Here is a 19,644-nt window from a genome sequence, read left to right on the forward strand (position 1 = left end):
AAAAAAAGAAGCAACGGTTACTTTTCATCAAAAGAAAATACCTCATTAGCAGTTATTACGTAGTTAACGTTACAATGATTATCTATACACTCATTTTAGGCCATCTTTTTTCATCTTAATTATTTGTATGACAATTAATAAGGCGAAATTTATATCTCTTCTAAAAATGAACCTAACGACTTCAAAAATATTTCACTTTTTCCCTTTTCTTTAAAAATCCATTAAAACACTCTAAAATGGCAAACAAACTGGTTTAATAAGACATTTTCTATTATTAAAAATAAATATATTGCCTATTTTTTGTAATGAGAAAAAGCAAAAATATAATTACACCTTTTTTCCTATATGATCAAGATCACTCTATGCATAGCGTTATGTAAGTGAATTTAAAAAGAACTATTCTCATTTATTAATTGCTTCTTCTCGTCAAAAATTCGTTATCCTTTTGATTTGTATTACAAATAGAAAAAACATAAAACTGAACAACCATGCGACTTAAGCATCAAAAAGAAGTTAATCATTGATGATAAGTTTACATTAAATTTTATTTAAACAGTTAATATAAAAATATAAAATAAGTATAAATAAAAATAAAACAATAAAATAAAAAACAATTAAAATCAAAAAAAATAATATTAATAAATTTTGAGTGAAAAGCAAACCAATATAAAACAAAAAATACAAATAAAATAACACTAAAAATTAAAAATAAAACAATCAATAAAAACAGAAGTAAAAGTAGAATTAAAATAAAAAAACATAATTATTTTATTTCAATTTATCAGTGATAACAAAAAAACGAAAATAAAAATAAAAAAGTAATTATTAATTTATAATTAACAATCTTTATATATTTTAAAATTAATAAAACAAAGAAAATTAAAAAATAAAAAATAAATAACTTTTATTCTATTTTCTAATAAATTAAATAAAATCAAAATACATTAATTTATTTTAACATTCAATATAATTATCATAGTTGTTTTTATCATAGAGAATGACATTTGCTGTCTACTTTTACTGTTTTGTTACATGACTGGAACCATCAATATCGTTCTTTTTTTCATCAAAACCCAATTTGGTAACAACATTAATAACTCAATTACATTGATGAGCATCAAAAAATGCGACAATTAACAAGCAAATAATGAGAAAAAAGGAATTTTTTTATATTTGTCACACAATTGATTTTATTCTATTACATCTCAATAAATATTCCCTACAATAGCCAACTAATCTAACCTGACAATTTCCTAAGTAATGATATCTTTCATTGTTTAGGTTAGTAACTATCTTTTTTTATTTATGATTTATCGTTTCAGCAAAGTAGAGCATTAATAAAACCTAGTACCCTACACAATTATATAATGACCAACTTATAGGTTTGCCAACGCAGTTATAAACGATAAAAATTGCAAACTTAAGGATAAAAATAATCATGTCAGACTATCTCTCATTCTTATTAGGTATAGTACCTTTAGCGGTTTTGATTTTTATGATCTTAAAAATGAAATCAGCCGTTCACCATGCTGTGCTAGTGTCTTTAGTGATAACTGTTGCACTTGCTATTTTCCATTGGAACAACACCATTCAATTTGCCTCTGTTTCTGTGCTTTATGGCGCAATAAAAGGATTGTGGCCAATCATTATCGTGATCCTTGCTGCTATTTATAGTTATAACCTGATGTTAAAAACTGGGGGAATGGAAGTACTTAAAGATGTGCTTGCAGGAATAAGTGATGATAAACGAGTGCAAGTTTTGCTTATCTCATGGTGCTTTGGGGGATTTCTTGAAGCGGTTGCAGGGTATGGTACTGCGGTTGCTATTCCTATCGGTATTTTAATTGCACTTGGATTTGATCCTTTTAAAGCAGCTGTTGCCTCTTTAGTTGCCAATACCGTTCCTACTGCTTTTGGTGCAGTTGGTATCCCAGTCTCTATTTTGGCGCAAAACACTGGACTTGATGTATTAGTGTTGAGTAAAACCATCATTATCCAGTTAGGGCTATTTAATATCCTGTTACCTTTCGTCATTGTTGCCATTGCAGGTGGTGGCATTAAAGCAATTAAAGGTGTCGGATTTATTACTTTAATGTGTGGTATAAGTACCCTTATCCCTCAATATATTGTTGCTGCTAATTTAGGTGCAGAATTACCTGCATTTGCGGGAAGTTTAGTCAGTTTAGTTGTGGTTATTTTCCTTGCTAAACGTATGAAAAATACGAGTGATACGAAAAAAGCCGCTAAAAAACACTCTGGTAAAGAACTCTTAGTTGCAAGCTCTATCTATCTGTTTACTTTTATCTTTATTTTAGCGTGTTCACCTTTATTTCCTGCAATACAAAGTATGGCAGGTGCTATTTCCACTAAGATCCCATTTGTATTAAGTGAAACGCAAACTGAATATCAAACAATTGCTTGGTTAAGCACACCGGGTGTGTTGATTATTTTAGCTAGCTTTGTGGGAGGCACCATTCAAGGTGCAAGCGTTTCAACCCTTATCTCTGTACTTGTTAAAACAACTATCCAACTGAAAAACTCGATTATTGCCATCACAGCAATTGTGGCAATGGCAACCGTCATGGATTTCAGTGGCATGATTGGCAGTATTGCTGAAACCTTGGTCGATTTCACAGGTGCAGGATTTATCTTTATTGCTCCAGTGATCGGTGCTTTAGGAACATTTGTAACCGGCAGTGACACTAACTCAAACGTACTATTTGGTAAGTTACAAACCAGTGCCGCCGCTAAACTTAATATTGACCCTTTTATTTTGGCAGCAGCGAATACCTCTGGTGCGACAGGCGGTAAGATGATCTCACCTCAAAGTATCGCTATCGCAGTTTCAGCCACCAAGATGGATGGGCAAAGTAGTGCCATTATGCGTGAAACCTTAAAATATTGTATTGCTTATATAATTATTCTTGGCGCAAAAATTGGCATTATTTATCACCTGATGAACTAATTAATAAAGGAAAGGGAATGAGCCTATTCCATTCCTTTTTCTTCTTATAACGAAGCAATAAAAAGAATTTTATCTTTAGTAAAAATGACAACATCTGAGCGATGTTTTGGAGTTCGATTAATGAAAGTTAATTTTTATGCGACCTGTCTTGGTGATGTGCTGAAAGCAGATTCAGCCAGAGACACCGTCTTGTTACTTGAGAAATTGGGTTGCGAAGTACTATTTCAAGAGCGCCAAGGTTGCTGTGGTCAACCCGCACTTAATAGCGGTTATGTTAATAATGCAAAACCTGCCATGAAATCGTTAATTGAAACATTAGAAGTAAATGACTACCCGATTATTTCCCCAGCAGGCTCCTGTACTTATGCCATAAAAGGCTACCCAACTTATCTTGCCGATGAGCCACAATGGGCATTACGTGCACAAGGTGTCGCAGACCGCCTTATAGATTTAACCAGTTTTATTGTTAATACCTTGGGTGTTGTCAATGTTGGTGCCCGCCTTCCTGGTAAAGCAGTTTATCACCCATCATGCAGTTTAACCCGAAAACTGGGTGTTGTTAGTGAGCCTTTGACACTATTAAACCACGTTGAAGGTCTTGAAATGTTACCTTTTGCGAACTCAGAAACCTGTTGTGGTTTTGGTGGAACATTCTCTGTGAAAATGTCTGAAATTTCAGGAGAAATGGTAACCGAAAAAGTAAAACATATTATGGATGTAAGTCCTGATTATGTCATTGGTGCAGATACAAGTTGCTTAATTAACATACAAGGCCGTCTGAGTCGAGAAAAGCGCCCTGTAAAAGTGTTGCACATTGCACAAGTTTTAATGAGCCAATAAGGGAGCCTACTTATGTCTATCAAAACCAGTGATATCGATTTCAGACCTCGCCTAGAACATGAAATGAAAGACACTATCATGCGTAATGCGGTCGTTATGGCACAAGAACGCATTGGGGCTAACCGTCAAATCATGGTCAAAGAGCTGGGAAATTGGGAAGAATGGCGAGATCGCGCTGAACAAATCCGTAACCATGTTCTTGAAAATTTAGATGCTTATCTCTATCAATTATCTGAAAAAGTAACAGAAAATGGAGGTCATGTTTATTTTGCTAAAACAGCAGAAGACGCCTCTCGTTATATTTGCGACGTTGCAAAAAAGAAAAACGCGAAGAAGATCGTAAAATCTAAATCAATGGTCACCGAAGAAATTGGGATGAATAAAGCCTTACAAAATGAAGGCATTGAGATCATCGAAACTGACCTTGGCGAATATATTCTTCAATTAGATAACGATCCACCTTCTCATATCGTCGTTCCAGCAATCCACAAAGATCGTTATCAAATTCGTAAAGTCCTAAATGAAAAACTCAATTATGAAGGCAGCGAAACGCCTGAAGATATGACGCTTTTCATTAGACAACGTATAAGACAAGATTTCTTGTCTGCTGACATTGGCGTTACTGGTTGTAACTTTGCGGTAGCTGAAACAGGCACCGTCTGTTTAGTCACCAACGAAGGTAATGCCAGAATGACTACCACGTTACCTAAAACCCATATTGCAGTCATGGGGATGGAGCGTGTGGCACCGACATTTGAAGAAGTTGATCCATTAATCACTATGTTATGTCGTAGCGCGGTTGGCTCTCGTTTAACCAGTTATAACACTTGGGTAACTGGCCCTCGTGAAGCCGGTAATGTCGATGGTCCTGAAGAGTTCCATTTAGTGATTGTGGATAATGGCCGTTCTGAAATTTTAGGCTCACAATTTAAAGATATTTTACGCTGTATCCGTTGTGGCGCTTGTCTTAATACGTGTCCTGCTTACCGTAATATTGGTGGACATGCTTATGGTTCAATTTATCCAGGTCCAATTGGTGCGGTAATTTCACCACTGTTAGGGGGCTATAAAGATTTCCATGATCTCCCTTACGCTTGTTCATTATGTAATGCATGTAATGTGGTTTGCCCTGTCAAAATTCCTTTAGCTCAGTTGATATTAAAACATCGTCGAGTGATGGCTGAAACCGGTTTAACACCGAAAGCAGAACGTCGAGTCACAGGTATGTTTAACTACCTAAATTCACATCCTACGCTTTGGAAAGTGGGAATGAATGTGGGTGCAAAAATGGCGGGGTTAATGATCAAAAATGGTTCTACACCAATCAAAATCAGTGTTCTAAATGATTGGATGGAATCGCGTGATCTACCAAAACCAGATGGTTATAGCTTCCGTAGCTGGTTTAAACGCCATAAAGCAGAAGGAAAAAAATAATATGTTAAACGAACAAAACCGTAATGAATTTCTGCAAACTATTGCTGAAAAATTAGGGCGCCCTATTGCGCATAAACCACAACCACAGCCAACACCGGTTAATAATTTACCTAAAACACGTTTAGCTAATCTGACTCAAGATGAATTGTGCAAAGAATTTACTGATTTTGCACAAACTCAAATGGTGAAATGTGTTGTTAGTAAACCAGAAGAGCTCATCAATAGCTTAATTGAGCTCTGTGAAAGTTATGATTGTAAAGGCTCGGTGGTAATAAGTGGTGATGATCGCCTAGATACACTAGGTGTGACAAAAGCTATCAGTGAAAAATACGAAACCTATATTTGGAACCCAGAAATTGGTCATGAAAATATTATTCATGCTGAACGCTCTCAAATTGGAATTGTATTTGCTGAAGCGGGCCTAACTGAATCTGGAGGGATTGTCTTATTTTCTTCACCAGAAAAAGGACGTTCGGTTAGTTTATTACCTGAAACCTCAATTGTGATCCTACGTAAAAGCGATATTTTGCCTCGAGTGGCTCAAATTGCTGAACGTTTACATAAAATGGCACAAGAAGGCGTAAGAATGCCGTCTTGTATCAATTTAATTGGTGGTGCAAGTTCTACAGCAGACATTGAATTGATTAAAGTATGGGGAGTTCATGGCCCTGTTCATGCAGCTTATTTGATTATAGAAGATTGCTAATTCAAGATAAAATAACGTTAAAACGATAACAAAATAGCTAACAGTCAGAGTCGATCATCGACACCTAAATTAAACCCAAAAGATAAGTTAATGGCTTTTGGGTTTTTCTCTCTTATTTGCCAATTAATTATTCAATAAAACTTTTACTCTCCATTGATTTAATTTAATTTCACATGCAAGTAAAACATCACCAGTCCCTGATCCACCCATTAATAATGCGGATTGTCGTTGACATTCAGCGCTTCTAAATTGAATAAAATGCTGTTGAGAACTGACTAATGCATCAATGGCACTTTTCGCTGCAACAGAATCAGTATCTTCAAGATCACTCTTACTTTTGTCATAAATGACTTTCATTTGTTGCTCAGTCAGTTTTAATTCATCCAATAAACAAGCTTGTACTGCTGTTCTCGGCTCGTTTGCAGTCACGCCATAACATTTTGCTAAAGGATCGTATTTGTCTTGTGCCGAAGAAAAAAAGCTAACTATAAGTAAACTACAAGAGATCAGAAATAAACTTATCTTCACGCGAATTCCTTATAGAAATTTATAATAAGATTTATGTTCAACATAATGTATAAAATAATTAATATCACATCTATTAGTGCGAACAGCATCATTTTAGGATATATCGTATCTTACTCGATAAATTTAAATTTCAATTGATTAATAATAAGAAAACATTATTAATTTCTTTTTGACTTAAACGTGTTTTATTTATTATTTATCAAATAAATATTATTTAACACAATATAAATAGATTGAAACTCAACCAATAATTTTAAAAATAGTCATTTATTACTTTAATTCTGTCTTTAATTGATAAAATTACAAATTTTCTTATGACGAGAAAAGTCTTTTTATTTCAATTTTCACTGTTTTTTTCTTAGCATAGCAATAGAAAACTCACTTTTTTTGCAGTAATCTCATACCAATTCTTATTGGCAATTTTTTGCCTAAAATTGACCGGTGGTGTCACCAATATGTTCTACAAATTTACTCCCATTATTCTTCTCATTATTTCCAATGTTTTTATGACATTTGCTTGGTATGGTCATCTAAAATATGGTAATAAACCTCTTATCATCGTCATTCTTTTAAGCTGGTTGATTGCATTTGTTGAGTATTGTTTTGCTGTTCCCGCAAATCGCATTGGTCATAATTACTACAGTGCAGCAGAATTAAAAACCATACAAGAAGTGATCACTTTAACTATTTTCGCCATTTTTTCTGTCACTTATTTGGGTGAAAATTTCACATTAAATCACTTTATTGGTTTTCTTTTAATTGGGGCTGGCGCTTTATTTATTTTTAAAGGCCCTTTTTAGAAAAATCAATTAATAGATATCATTAGCTCATTTTTTCAACATGTTATCGACACTTGTTTTATTATCGCCTTATCAAGATTGATAAGGTTTTTTTTATTCAAAATCTCAATTTTTGATTGCTTTTAATACTATTTATAGTGTGGTTTTTACGGAGGGTTAAATAACATAATCACTTATCATTAAGTTATATAGTCTACTCATGTAATTTTTCCAAAATAATAGTCTGTTTTGTAATAAAAATATTCTAGATATAGAAATATTTCTCTTGAAAAATATTTTTCATTCGGCGCATAATGATTGCTCTAAGAGAAGCATCGTTTCTCTACCTTTATTTTTGCTTCTCTTAAACGACGGCACCTTTAAAACGTGCTTTTTGTCATTTTAACGTCAGATAAAATGGTATCTGGTATGAGCAAACATTCTAACGATTTTATTTATATGCAGGATAATCCCTGTATGCATTGTGGCGCTTGTTGTGCCTATTTTAGAGTTTCGTTCTATTGGGCTGAAATGGTGAGTGGAGGAGGTGTGGTTCCCGATGAATTAACAGAACCATTAACGCCTTTTCTCTCTTGCATGAAAGGAACGAATTCTAAAAAACCGCGCTGTGACAAACTTATTGGTGACGTGGGTGAGTGTGTCAGTTGTTCTATTTACGAACAACGCCCTTCTCCTTGTCGTGAGTTCCAGCAATCTTGGGTAAATGGTATTCCTAATGAAGCATGTGATCGTGCTAGAGCCGCTTATGGTCTACCACCATTAACACACACCACGTTGCCTCACTCTGCGTAAGACATCAGAGGGGTTAAGCCCCTCCTGATCATTTAACACTATCCGATACGTTTTTTTATAAAAAATAAAATTAGAGCACAAAAAATCATTATTAAATAATAAGTTAGTTTGACTTTATTTTTAAATACCCTAGTATATAAAGTAATGAATTAATAACGTGTCTTTTGTGAGGTTTTTTATTTAAAAATAGTAATAAATTTGGAGGGCATTATGATCAGTAGCTCTTTTTTTATCCTTTTCCTTTCTTTTATCTGTTCTACTGCTGTCGTTAGTATGTTACTCGGTGGCTTAGAGGAATAATTATGAATATTTCTGATGAAAATATTCTTTCCCAGAAATAATGCCCATACTTTACATAAAATCAGTATGGGCATTATTTTACTTATCGTTTAGTTTTTAGATTTATTTTGCAGTTATTACTTCTATTTTATTTTTTCTAAAAAACTACAGCTTTCTATTTTCCCTAATACCTGTCTTTACCTAGTAAGCAAAATGCCCCGTTATTTTCCATGAAAATAAAACATCTTCGGCAACTTGTCCAAAACCAATATTATGCATGACAAGATAACGTTGATTGTCCCAACTTTTTTTATTTACCACAATACCAATATGAGGCCGACCATTGTCTAAACGCCAACTAACAATATCACCAGGTACATAATCCTCTGCATTTTTAGTAATAGGCTTTACTTTGCCTTTTCGTGAGAAAAAAACTTCCAAATTAGGCACTCTACGATGATCTATATTTGTATCTGGCTTATTCAAGCCCCACATCCGTTTGCTCGGGTAAGCTGAAAAATTTGCCTTAATGTCTTCATGCAGTAATTTTTGTAGATCGATATCAATTCCACGATAACTACGAATAATAACGTCGCTACAAACCCCTTTATAAACAGGAACATCACCATTTGGATAATCTATTTTACGATAACCAGAGTCATAAATTACGGCTCTTGGTAAATCAGCAGCATATTCCACCAGCTTTTTATTTTGCTCTGCCGTTATTGCTTTGGCACTTGAAAAAGGAATAATCAATAAAAGAAAAAAGCTGAGTATCGTTATTTTCATTATATAATCTCCATGAAAAGTTAAATCCATTATCTTTAAAGATGAAATTGAGTGTTCTGTTTATACTGATAAAGCACAGTATAAAAATATAAGTGGGATCTTAATTCATTTTTAAATATAACATAAAAAACCGAGCTACTTTTTACAGTAAGCTCGGCTGATAATAAAATGAAAGAGAAATAGATCAAAGTAAGAGAAATTGTTAGTTCAACACAATATGGCTTTTGCGTCGTAAGCTGGCAAAAAGCATATAAATCGCCGTTACTAATAACACTACAAAGAAGAAGTTCATAATGCCATTATTAGCAGCTTGTGCCATAAACATTCCTGCACCTAAAGGTCCAATGGCAGAACCAATGCTATAACTTAATAACATTACTTGTGTAATTGCGACAATATAGCTTGCATTAACATGATCACACGCCAAAGTAATAGCAATAGGATAAAGTGCAAAAGAAGACATTCCCAATAACGCCAGTGCTATTATAAGCACTATATAATCGTTAGAAAGATAAGTCAGTCCCATGGCAAACACACCCACTAAACACATCATCGCTAATAACAACGTTTTGCTTATCACCACAGACAACTTACTAATAATAGGCTGAACTACCATTCCACCTAAAATAATTGCTGCCATCAACACACCTATTTGGTCTGTTGTAAATTGCCCTTGGTTTAATGCTAATGGCATCATGCCATAAATGCTGCCCATCACCACACCAGAGACCATACAGCCCACTAAAGCGGCTTTATTTAAACGACGCATTTGTTTAAGTGATAAACTTTTATGTACATGCCCTTGGGGTTGCCCTTGTTTAAAAAACAGAGGCGGTAATAGAGCAATTAATAACAAAGCTAATACCGTCATAAACGGAATGGCACCTTGTGTGCCAATTGCACCAATCGCCAACTGCCCTAATGTTGTGCCACCATATAACGAGGTCATATAAAAACCTAAGCGTTTAGCCCGATCTTTAGGATTATCGCCAATTAATAGCCATGACTCGACCACAACAAATATACCTGCAACCGCCATACCACCAATAAAACGGAAAACCATCCATGCTGATAAATAAGGCATTAAAGGCAACACACCGACAGTCACTGCCAGTAATAATAAAAATACAACGAAAGAAAGACGATGCCCTATTCTTGCAATAATAGGTTCTATCATCACTGAACCTATTAATAATCCGATAAAATAAATACTTGCTAACCAGCTAGCATAGAGTGTATCCATTCCAAAACTGTCCATAGACAGTGGAATTAAACTCATTAAATAGCCTGACGCGATAGCAAATACCGTTAACCCAGCTACAGGTACTAATGTACTGTCGCCTTGGCGTACCAAAGTAGTGTTCTGTTTCACTACCCTCGTCTCCACAATCAAAACGGTTAATAATGTGCTGTTTTCTCGATGCCTGATAGAGGCAATTCTTTTATCTAGGAAAGATAAAAGAAACTAAGGTGAAAACAGTGGATGGCGTCCCTAAATTCAGGAGACGCGAATATAGCGCTTAAATTGCCATAAATAAAATTATAAAATCTAATGCCTGAAAACAATTTTATTTATATCAATCACGATTATCGTCTTTTCCTGTAAAAAAGAAATAGCTTGATTAAGATATTTCTTTTTATAAAGAGATAAATCTTTTTTATTAAGTTTGCTACGGATAAGTACGTATTCAATAAAATAAAGAATAAGGAATACTTTTAGCTATCCTATTGTTAACGAATAGAATAGCTAAAATTAAAGAAGGTATGGTGTTTATTTCATGCTTTTTTCTAAAGCAATATTTATGGCATCAGGAATTGAACCACCATGGCCTTTACCTTCAAATAGATAAAATTCACACTGTTTTCCTTCATCCAATAAATATTGGCATAACTGGCGTTGCGTTAACCAACTACTGCGCTCTTGATAATTTTTTTGTTGCTCTTCACTTAATTTACTTAAATCTGGATTTTCTTCTTTTTCACCTAGTGTTATTGCAATAGAAATATCATTAGGAATAGCCTGCCATTGTTCTTTTTTTACCCACTCACCGTTTCCCCACCATAAAGAAGGGCTTGCTACTATATAGCGTTGAAATGTTTCTGGATGATTAAATAAAACATACAATGAAAAGACACCACCAAAAGAGTGGCCAAAAAGAGATTGTTGGGTAACTGAAATATTCTCTTTTGTGAGTTGTTCAAACGCATAAGGCCTGACTTGCGTTAGGATAAAATGATAAAAATTTTCTGCATTTCCCCCACGACTAAATGCCTCACCTTTTACACTTGGCGTATAATCATGCGTTCTTTCTGTAATAAAATAGGCTTTATCTCCCACATAGCCCACACTAATAATCGCAGGTAATGGGCTATTTTTTTGTTTTATGGCTTCATTGACCATCAGTGGGAATTGCGCATTACCATCAACACCATAAATTAATGTGGTCTTTGTTGTATTTTTAGGTACTGCAAGAAAGAGGCGATATTGTTTGCCTTCATAAGCGACTTCTTTTTGTGTGATTTGATAATAAGATTGTGCTTGAGCTTCAATTTTAGGCACTTCTTGGTTAGGTCTTGCTTGAGCAACCGCAGATAACATAATCATTCCACATAACATTAGTATTCGCATAAATCAGATACTCTGTCAGTAATATAAAAAGGTGAACAGTTAAACTGAAAATAATAAAAAGTGATAAAAAATAAACCCCATATAAATACGGGGTTTATTTCAATTTAGGCTCAATTAGAAACTATATTTAATGTTTGCCCAATAGCGACGTCCTTCATCAACCACCCAGTTACCACCTTTATCATTCACAGCAGGACCTGTTTCATCTGTAATATTTAATACCGCTAAGTTAAACATGGTATTTTTATTAAAGTTGTAGGTCATCCCTAAATCAAAGGTTGTGTAGCCACTACGATAACGCGCGCCTGTGTAACCATTACGTTGAGCTGCCCAAATTTGTTTACCTGTATAAGCCGTATTGGCATAAAAACTGGTAGCTTCATCAAACTGCCAGTCAACACGCGCATTAGCACTGTGTTTAGGTGTTAAATCTAATGGGTAGCCTTTTAGTGATTCACCAGAGCCTAGTTTTTCATCATCACTTTTACGTTCTGAATCAATATAGGTGTAGTTTGCATTCACATGCCAACTTTCTGCAATAGGGAATCCCACTGCGGTTTCAATCCCTTTAATATTTGCTTTACCGACATTATCGTATTGATACAGTTTTAAACCTGTAATTGGATCTATTTCACCCGTGTCGTAGTTTGTTAACTTATCTTTAAAATCAGTATTAAAGAAAGTCAAACTTGCGGTAAAACCATCCCCATTATCATAACCTACACCAATCTCTTGGCTAACCGACGTTTCAGGCTTTAGGTCACGATTACCGTACATAATCGCACGGCCTTTTTCTGTTGAAGTGCCATATTCAGGGCTAATTTCACGTAGGCTTGGGGCTTTAAAAGCTTTCGCCACGCCTCCTTTTAAGGTGAATTCATCCGTTAAATGATAAACGGCATAGGCTCTTGGGCTCCAGTGATTACCGTAATATTCGTGATCATCAAGACGCACACCGCCGGTCAATGCGAGATTGTCTGTTACGCTATATTCATCTTCAAGGAATAACGCTTTTTGATCCGCAGTAATAGTGGATTGCTTAATGCCAGAGCCAGTAGATGATTCATCTTTTAAGCGTGAGTATTGATATTGACCACCAAAGGTCATCACGTTATCAGGTAAAAACGCAGTAAATTTCGCATCAAAAACGGTATTAGTGATTTCAGGACGACGATCTTCGTAATATTTTTCACGCTCCTTCGTCGTTTTATCAATCATTTCTGTTTTGGTAATACGCTTAGTTTGTTCTTGATACACACTTAATTCTGAATGCAGAATATCAAACTGATTTTTATAAGTTAATGCCCAGTGATTACGGTCATTATTGGTTTCTAACATTTTATTTTCATCCGCTTTGCCACCGCGGATAGTAAACTCACTCATGGATTTACCTGGAGTCGTTGTACGCTGTAACGTATTGCGCCCCGCTTCTAATAAAATAGTTTGATTATCAGTTGGTGTGAATGCCAATTTCGCCGTAATGTTTTTATTGTCATTACGACCTTGGCCATAAGTGATTTTATCTTCTGCACGTAAGTAGCTACTACCGTAAAGTTGTAAGCCTAATTTATCTTCAATTAAAGGCCCTGAAAGATAAAAATCACCATTAATAGAATCACCAGCATCACGGTTATGTTGCAACGTGCCACCAAGTGCAACAGAACCATGCCACTCTTTTGTTACTGGTTTAGTGATGATATTGATAACGCCACCCATTGCATCAGAGCCATATAGTGATGACATTGGTCCGCGGATAACTTCTATGCGCTCGATCGCATCTGCTGGTGGAATAAAGCCCCCTTCATAACCACCACTCCCATTCGGGCGCGACTCACGGCTATTTTGACGACGACCATCAACTAAAATAAGCGTGTATTCCCCTGGTAAACCACGCATCGTGATTTCTTGTTTGTTGGCATTACCGTTAATGCTAACACCTTCAACACCTTTTACGGCATCCGCTAAATCATGAACCGGTTTCTTTGCAAGTTGTTCTTTGCTGATCACGGTGATGCTTGCTGGTGCATCTGTAATTTGTTGAGCAAACCCTGATGCTGACACAACAAGTTTTTCTTCTTTATTTTCTTGTGCATACAGCGGGTAAGAGGCAGATAAAATACAGGCTGTTAAAACACCCATTTTAAAATTCATAGCAGTTCCCTGAATCAATAACAGTTATAGTAATGAGAATGATTAATATTATCTTAATCAAATATTCATGAGAATGATTTTCTTTTCATATTTAGTGTTTTTTTTTAATCTGTATCAAAGTAAATCAGTACCATTTTCGCTAGCCCATTTTGTAAACAATTTCAGACGTAAAAAAAGCAGATGGCATAACCATCTGCTTTTTATTGTTTTGTAGAGTATTCTTAGATTTAGAAAATTAACAAATTACAATGTTGTTATTACCAGAACACGGCATAAAGCACACACAAGATGATCATAATGGCGTAGGAAGCAATATTGAATCCACTTTGTGTTTTAAAGGTTTTATCTGTTAATACAATCGCCCCTGCGCTGTCATCAGTTTTAGTCGAGGTTAAACTCACTAAACCAATCACAACAGTTGTAAACATAAAGGTGTACATCATTTGATCAAGGAATGGCATACCTAGTGGCATTAATTTTAGGAATAAAGCAAACGGTATAGATAAGACCACACCAATAATTGCGCCTTTTGCGTTTGTTTTTTTCCAGAATAAGCCTAATAAGAATACCGCTAAAATTCCTGGGCTTACTAAGCCAGTATATTCTTGAATATATTGGAATGCCTGATCGATTCCACCTAATAATGGTGCGATAAAACAAGCGATAATCAAAGCAACAACCGCACTTATACGCCCCACATTCACTAAACGCGTTTCAGAAGCTTTAGGCCCAACATATTCTTTATAAATATCCATCGTGAAAATAGTCGCGATAGAGTTAAGCATGGATGCTAAAGACGAAACAATAGCAGCAGCAAGTGCAGCAAAAACAATCCCTTTGGCTCCAACTGGCAAGAATTGAGTTAACCAAGGATAGGCTTTATCTGCTTGTGATAATGTTGGGATATGCTCTGGCGCCATTGTGCCTAATCCCGCCATTAATTCTGGATTTGTCGTGATCACAAATGCTGCAATACCTGGTACAACCACAAGAACAGGAACAATTAATTTTAAAAATGCGGCAAACACTAGCCCTTTTTGTGCTTCATTGATAGATTTAGCAGCTAAAGCGCGCTGAATAATGTATTGGTTAAAACCCCAATAATAAAGGTTAGCAACCCATAAACCACCAATTAGCACAGCGATACCCGGTAAGTTCATAAACTGCGGATTATCTTTTTCTAAGATCATTTTAAAGTGATCTGGTGCGGCTTGTGTCATTTTGCTCAAACCCTCCATAATCCCACCATCTCCACCGATATAGCTAACTGCTAATACGGTAGTAAATAAACCACCAAGGATAAGGAAGAATACTTGTACCACATCTGTCCACGCAACAGCAGAGAGTCCACCATAGAGTGAATAGATAACAGCAAATAATGCTAAACCAATAATGGCATACATCATTGGTACACCAAGAATGGTTTCTAATGCCAATGAACCTAAATAAAGTACAGATGTTAAGTTAACAAAGATAAATAATGCGAGCCAAAATACCGCAAGGATCGTTTTTAGGTTACGGCTTTTAAATCGGTTCTCAACAAATTCAGGAATGGTATAAATACCTTTTTCGATAAATACAGGTAAAAAATACTTCGCCACAATAATCAGTGTCAATGCAGCCATCCATTCATAAGAGGCGATAGCAAGACCAATGGAGAAACCAGAACCTGACATACCAATAAATTGTTCTGCTGAAATATTAGCGGCAATAAGCGAAGAGCCAATTGCCCACCAAGGTAGGGTTTTACCTGCTAAGAAATAGTCCTTTGTTCCTTTTTTCTCACCATCCTTTGAACGAGAAACCCATAATCCTAGACTAATAATAATGACGACATAGAGGGCAAAAATTGCATAGTCTATTGTGCTTAATCCAACACCTTCTGTATGCATAATATTTTCCTTTCAGACCCATAGAGAGAATAGACTTTTAATGTAAACGTTTTCACAATCTTTTTCCGTTACTCCCTTCACAATTTTGTCGCTTATGTTACGTAAATGCATCTAAAAATAAAAAACAAACGATTACCCTGAGGAGTAAAGTCAAATTCACGCCAAAAATCCTCTTTTTAAAATTAACCAAAGAAGAAACCGCCCTAAAATAAATTTAAAAAAATATCAAAATGATAACGATTACACAGGTTAGGTAAGAATGGCCTTTAAGGTGATGATGATCCCCATTAAGAGGATCGATAATATTATAAAAATAAGTGGTGTGGTTAAGAGAGATGACTAAGATTAAAGACAGAATTACGCTGCACTAAAGTAGGCGAAAAAATACGTTGTTTTTGTTCAAGGATTTCACCTTTAGACAGTCTAATCGCCAGCATAGCCGCCTGTTCGGCCATCATTTGTACTGGATAACGCACGGTTGTTAAACGAGGATGAATATAACGAGCAATTAATACATCATCAAAACCAATAACAGAGATTTTTTCAGGTACAGGGATCTCATTTTCATCGAGAACAGACAAAGCACCAGCAGCCATAAAATCGTTGTAAGTCACTACGGCTGTAAAATCGATTGATTTCGTTAACAAATGCATCATTGCCTTTTCACCACCTTCACCTTCAGGCTCACCATATTCAATATAACTTTCGGGTAATATGATGTTATTGGCGTCAAGGGCAGCTTTATAACCCGCAAGGCGTTGAGTGGTGTCCTCGATATTATGCGTGGAAGAGATATAAGCAATCTTGGTGTGCCCTTGACGAATAAGATGTTCTGTTGCCATCCATGCCCCTTTGTAATTATCTAAAGCGACACAGCGTTCCGCAATCTCAGGAATAAAGCGGTTGATCAGTACCATACTTTTGACTTCATGAGCATAAGCGAGTAATTCTTCATCAGAGAGTGCTTTTGAGTGGATCACTAAACCATCACAACGACTATTAATTAACAACTCTATAGATTGACGTTCATCTTGTGCATCATGATAGCCATTACACACCAAAATATGCTTTCCCGCTTGTCTTGCCACATTATCAACAGCTTTCACTAATGTGCCAAAAAAGGGATCAGAAACATCATGGACTAAGACACCTAAAGTTTGTGTACTTTGACTGACCAGTGCTCTAGCCGCTGCATTAGGTCGATAACCTAGTTTTTGCATTGCTGCATTAACTGTTTCTATTGATGTCTTACTTGCTTTCGGCGAGTTATTAATGACTCTTGACACCGTAGCAACAGAAACTCCCGCTTCTTTTGCTACATCTTTGATAGTCGCCATATCCACCTCATGGATCACCTTTATTCATAATCAAAAAATAACAGGTTGTTAATCTAAGAATAAAGAAAAAAGGAAATAATAAAATTTAAGTGGCTTGATTATCAGCGAAGAAGTGAAATTTAAAAAGTAAAAAGATCAAATAAATAGTGAAAAGGAAAGCGTTTACACTTTCCTTTTATTGTTAAGAGTAAAACTTATAGATAGTTTGGCTATTCCATGGCGTATTGGCAGGTAAAATACCTTGATTTTCATGCCATTCAGGATGATTAGGCCCATCAGGAAAGTATTGTGTCTCTAAAGCTAACCCTGAATAATTACCATAATGGCGACTTTTTCCTTTTGTACCAGCTAAAAAGTTACCTGTATAGAATTGAACAGAAGGCAAAGTAGTAAAAACATCCATTTTGAGTTCACCTTCAGGTGCAATGACCGTTGCAATAGGTGCTTTGTCGTCGATAGCCTGTTTATCTAAAATAAATGCATGATCATAACCACTCGCTGCTTTTTGGCACTCATCAACCATAAAATCAAGACCGATGCGCTTTAACTTACGAAAATCAAACCCTGTTCCTACGACGTTCACAAACTCTCCGGTAGGAATATTGCCTTCACCATTTTTCAAATAATGAGAAGCGCAAATTTTTAAATCGTGCTCAAGTGCTGTGCGTTCAGTGTGCTCACCTGCAAGATTAAAATAGGCATGGTTAGTTAAACTGAGAGGCGTAGTTTTATCACTTATTGCCTGATAATCGATACAGACTTCATTATTATCGGTGAGTGTATAAGTCACACTAGCCTTGAGTGTACCGGGAAAGCCTTGGTCACCCTCATTTGAGATCAATGAAAAGGTCACCGATTGAGATGATTGTGCCGTGATCCCCCAACGACGATGACTAAAGTTTTGTTTACCGCCATGTAAAGTGTTTTTACCTTCATTAGCACTGATTTGATATTCTTGACCTTCTAATACAAATTTTGCACCAGCAATACGATTGGCAAAACGCCCTACTGTTGCCCCCAAATAAGCTGTTTGCTGTTTGTGGGTATTCATATTTGCAGAGCCTAACAGTACATCTCGACGGTATCCATTAACAGGTACAATACAAGTTAACCAGGTCGCTCCAATATCCATTAAAGAAATCGACATACCAAAACGATTTTTAAGCACGACCACTTGTGCGGGATTTCCGTCCGATGCGGGTTGTGCAGTCATTTGTTCTGGCTCTAGAAATCGGATTTCATTCGTCGCCATTATTTTGCCTCCGAATAGCCCGCCCCTTGGCTTGCAGAGCAGACATAAATAGTTTCTTTCAACCCTGTTAAGGCCTCATATTGCGCTTTAACAGAGTCAACGACTTGATCAACTAAATCAGGTGTCACTAATGCTACGACACAACCACCAAATCCACCACCTGTCATTCTTACTCCACCACGATCACCTAAGACTGACTTCACTATTTCAACTAAGGTGTCAACTTCTTTGACGGTAATTTCAAAATCATCACGCATTGAATGATGTGATTGCATCATAAGTTGGCTTAATGTGATTAAATCACCATGACGCAGAGCCTCTGCCGCCTTCAGTGTGCGATTATTTTCGGTGATCACATGACGAGCACGACGATAAACCACCTCACTCATTAATGTTTTTTTAGCTTGCAGATCCGCTAATGTCGCATCTCTTAATGCCGTGACATTTAAAATTCTTGCAGCTTCTTCACATTGCTGACGACGGGTATTGTATTCGCTATCAACTAATCCGCGTTTTTTATTGGAGTTAATTATCATCACAACCATGTTTTCAGGCATTGTCACCGAAAATGTATCTAAAGAGCGACAATCAATTAATAAGGCATGATTTTCTTCACCACAAGCAGAAATCAATTGATCCATAATGCCACAGTTACAACCAACAAATTGGTTTTCAGCTTTTTGACCGTTTAACGCAATCTCTTTTTGGCTAATAGGTAATTGATAAAGTGTTTTAAGCGTTTGGCCAATAGCCACTTCTAATGCAGCAGAAGAACTTAGCCCTGCACCTTGAGGGACATTTCCTGATATTGCGATATCCATACCATGAAAAGAATAGTTATCTTTTTGTAGAAAATGAATAACACCACGAACGTAATTAGCCCACATTTTATTAGGTAAAAACTCAATGGTGTTATCAAAGCTAAATTCATCAACCTCATTTTGGTAATCCACTGCAATCACTCGAATAGTATTATCTTCTCGTTTTGCCGCTGCGACGACCATTTGATAATTAATAGCACAAGGTAAAACAAAACCATCATTATAATCAGTGTGTTCACCAATAAGATTTACTCTTCCTGGCGCTTGAATAAAATGTGTAGGCGCATAACCAAAAATAGATGTAAACGAACGAGTCACATTATTAATAAGTGCCTGCATAATAAATCCTTAGCTTAAAATTAAGTAATAAAATCCCACCACATCATTATGTAAATAATGAGATGTCTGGTTTAATTTATTTGGTACAAA

General features: G+C 35.8%; 15 protein-coding genes. 6 read left to right on the top strand and 9 right to left on the bottom strand.

The genetic code is table 11. From position 1 onward, the window contains the following. The first annotated feature begins 1,438 nt into the window (after positions 1-1,438). The 4 genes from ABN080_RS09720 (at position 1,439) to ABN080_RS09735 (ending at position 5,945) form a co-directional block, all read left to right on the top strand. Positions 1,439-2,965 carry an L-lactate permease gene (locus tag ABN080_RS09720; RefSeq protein WP_349440914.1) on the top strand — a complete coding sequence of 509 codons (1,527 nt, stop codon included), beginning with the start codon at positions 1,439-1,441 and terminating at the stop codon, positions 2,963-2,965. A 120-nt stretch (positions 2,966-3,085) separates the two neighbouring features. Beyond that, a complete protein-coding gene (locus ABN080_RS09725) occupies positions 3,086-3,805 on the top strand; it encodes a (Fe-S)-binding protein (protein ID WP_196554899.1) in 720 nt (239 codons plus the stop codon). A gap of 12 nt (positions 3,806-3,817) precedes the next feature. Continuing rightward, positions 3,818-5,239 (top strand): LutB/LldF family L-lactate oxidation iron-sulfur protein, encoded by a 1,422-nt coding sequence (locus tag ABN080_RS09730; RefSeq protein WP_340893475.1) that lies wholly within the window; start codon positions 3,818-3,820, stop codon positions 5,237-5,239. A 1-nt stretch (position 5,240) separates the two neighbouring features. After that, positions 5,241-5,945, top strand: coding sequence for a LutC/YkgG family protein (locus tag ABN080_RS09735; RefSeq protein ID WP_349440915.1), 705 nt, complete (start codon positions 5,241-5,243; stop codon positions 5,943-5,945). Between the two features lie 123 nt (positions 5,946-6,068). Here ABN080_RS09735 and umoC read toward each other — a convergent pair whose 3' ends face one another. After that, entirely contained in the window at positions 6,069-6,473 is a 405-nt protein-coding gene (gene umoC, locus ABN080_RS09740) for a UmoC family flagellar biogenesis regulator (protein WP_349440916.1), read from the bottom strand. A 455-nt stretch (positions 6,474-6,928) separates the two neighbouring features. Here umoC and ABN080_RS09745 point away from each other — a divergent pair, with 455 nt between their 5' ends. Beyond that, on the top strand, positions 6,929-7,273 hold the full coding sequence (locus tag ABN080_RS09745) for a DMT family protein (protein WP_072069197.1): 345 nt from the start codon (positions 6,929-6,931) through the stop codon (positions 7,271-7,273). A 408-nt stretch (positions 7,274-7,681) separates the two neighbouring features. Then, positions 7,682-8,065 (top strand): YkgJ family cysteine cluster protein, encoded by a 384-nt coding sequence (locus ABN080_RS09750; protein ID WP_196554902.1) that lies wholly within the window; start codon positions 7,682-7,684, stop codon positions 8,063-8,065. A 480-nt stretch (positions 8,066-8,545) separates the two neighbouring features. On the opposite strand, the gene ABN080_RS09755 is transcribed toward ABN080_RS09750, so the two are convergent. From ABN080_RS09755 to galK, 8 genes are all read right to left on the bottom strand, one after another. Then, positions 8,546-9,133, bottom strand: coding sequence for a DUF1287 domain-containing protein (locus tag ABN080_RS09755; protein WP_349440917.1), 588 nt, complete (start codon positions 9,131-9,133; stop codon positions 8,546-8,548). A gap of 202 nt (positions 9,134-9,335) precedes the next feature. Then, a complete protein-coding gene (locus ABN080_RS09760; protein WP_349440918.1) occupies positions 9,336-10,505 on the bottom strand; it encodes an MFS transporter in 1,170 nt (389 codons plus the stop codon). A gap of 399 nt (positions 10,506-10,904) precedes the next feature. Continuing rightward, on the bottom strand, positions 10,905-11,762 hold the full coding sequence (locus ABN080_RS09765; protein ID WP_231619271.1) for an alpha/beta hydrolase: 858 nt from the start codon (positions 11,760-11,762) through the stop codon (positions 10,905-10,907). Between the two features lie 114 nt (positions 11,763-11,876). Continuing rightward, positions 11,877-13,913 carry an IreA family TonB-dependent siderophore receptor gene (locus ABN080_RS09770; protein WP_196554905.1) on the bottom strand — a complete coding sequence of 679 codons (2,037 nt, stop codon included), beginning with the start codon at positions 13,911-13,913 and terminating at the stop codon, positions 11,877-11,879. 257 nt (positions 13,914-14,170) lie between these two features. Beyond that, the gene (locus ABN080_RS09775) at positions 14,171-15,805 is read right to left on the bottom strand and encodes a sodium/sugar symporter (protein WP_115350634.1); all 1,635 of its coding nucleotides are present in this window, start codon (positions 15,803-15,805) and stop codon (positions 14,171-14,173) included. 326 nt (positions 15,806-16,131) lie between these two features. Then, positions 16,132-17,142, bottom strand: coding sequence for a substrate-binding domain-containing protein (locus ABN080_RS09780; RefSeq protein ID WP_072069342.1), 1,011 nt, complete (start codon positions 17,140-17,142; stop codon positions 16,132-16,134). Between the two features lie 181 nt (positions 17,143-17,323). Beyond that, on the bottom strand, positions 17,324-18,394 hold the full coding sequence (gene galM / locus ABN080_RS09785) for a galactose-1-epimerase (protein ID WP_196554906.1): 1,071 nt from the start codon (positions 18,392-18,394) through the stop codon (positions 17,324-17,326). Further along, entirely contained in the window at positions 18,394-19,554 is a 1,161-nt protein-coding gene (galK, locus tag ABN080_RS09790) for a galactokinase (RefSeq protein ID WP_349440919.1), read from the bottom strand. The genes galM and galK overlap by 1 nt, the downstream gene beginning before the upstream one ends. Positions 19,555-19,644 lie beyond the last annotated feature (90 nt).

It is taken from the genome of Proteus sp. fly-1089 (genome assembly GCF_040138965.1).
GTDB lineage: Bacteria > Pseudomonadota > Gammaproteobacteria > Enterobacterales > Enterobacteriaceae > Proteus > Proteus vulgaris_B.

What these genes read in the sequence shown, in the direction of transcription:
- ABN080_RS09720 (WP_349440914.1), top strand. Translation starts at nt 1,439, where the DNA reads ATGTCAGACTATCTCTCATTCTTATTAGGTATAGTACCTTTAGCGGTT.
- ABN080_RS09725 (WP_196554899.1), top strand. Translation starts at nt 3,086, where the DNA reads ATGAAAGTTAATTTTTATGCGACCTGTCTTGGTGATGTGCTGAAAGCA.
- ABN080_RS09730 (WP_340893475.1), top strand. Translation starts at nt 3,818, where the DNA reads ATGTCTATCAAAACCAGTGATATCGATTTCAGACCTCGCCTAGAACAT.
- ABN080_RS09735 (WP_349440915.1), top strand. Translation starts at nt 5,241, where the DNA reads ATGTTAAACGAACAAAACCGTAATGAATTTCTGCAAACTATTGCTGAA.
- ABN080_RS09745 (WP_072069197.1), top strand. Translation starts at nt 6,929, where the DNA reads ATGTTCTACAAATTTACTCCCATTATTCTTCTCATTATTTCCAATGTT.
- ABN080_RS09750 (WP_196554902.1), top strand. Translation starts at nt 7,682, where the DNA reads ATGAGCAAACATTCTAACGATTTTATTTATATGCAGGATAATCCCTGT.
- ABN080_RS09755 (WP_349440917.1), bottom strand. Translation starts at nt 9,133, where the DNA reads ATGAAAATAACGATACTCAGCTTTTTTCTTTTATTGATTATTCCTTTT.
- ABN080_RS09765 (WP_231619271.1), bottom strand. Translation starts at nt 11,762, where the DNA reads ATGCGAATACTAATGTTATGTGGAATGATTATGTTATCTGCGGTTGCT.
- ABN080_RS09770 (WP_196554905.1), bottom strand. Translation starts at nt 13,913, where the DNA reads ATGAATTTTAAAATGGGTGTTTTAACAGCCTGTATTTTATCTGCCTCT.
- ABN080_RS09775 (WP_115350634.1), bottom strand. Translation starts at nt 15,805, where the DNA reads ATGCATACAGAAGGTGTTGGATTAAGCACAATAGACTATGCAATTTTT.
- ABN080_RS09780 (WP_072069342.1), bottom strand. Translation starts at nt 17,142, where the DNA reads ATGGCGACTATCAAAGATGTAGCAAAAGAAGCGGGAGTTTCTGTTGCT.
- galM (WP_196554906.1), bottom strand. Translation starts at nt 18,394, where the DNA reads ATGGCGACGAATGAAATCCGATTTCTAGAGCCAGAACAAATGACTGCA.
- galK (WP_349440919.1), bottom strand. Translation starts at nt 19,554, where the DNA reads ATGCAGGCACTTATTAATAATGTGACTCGTTCGTTTACATCTATTTTT.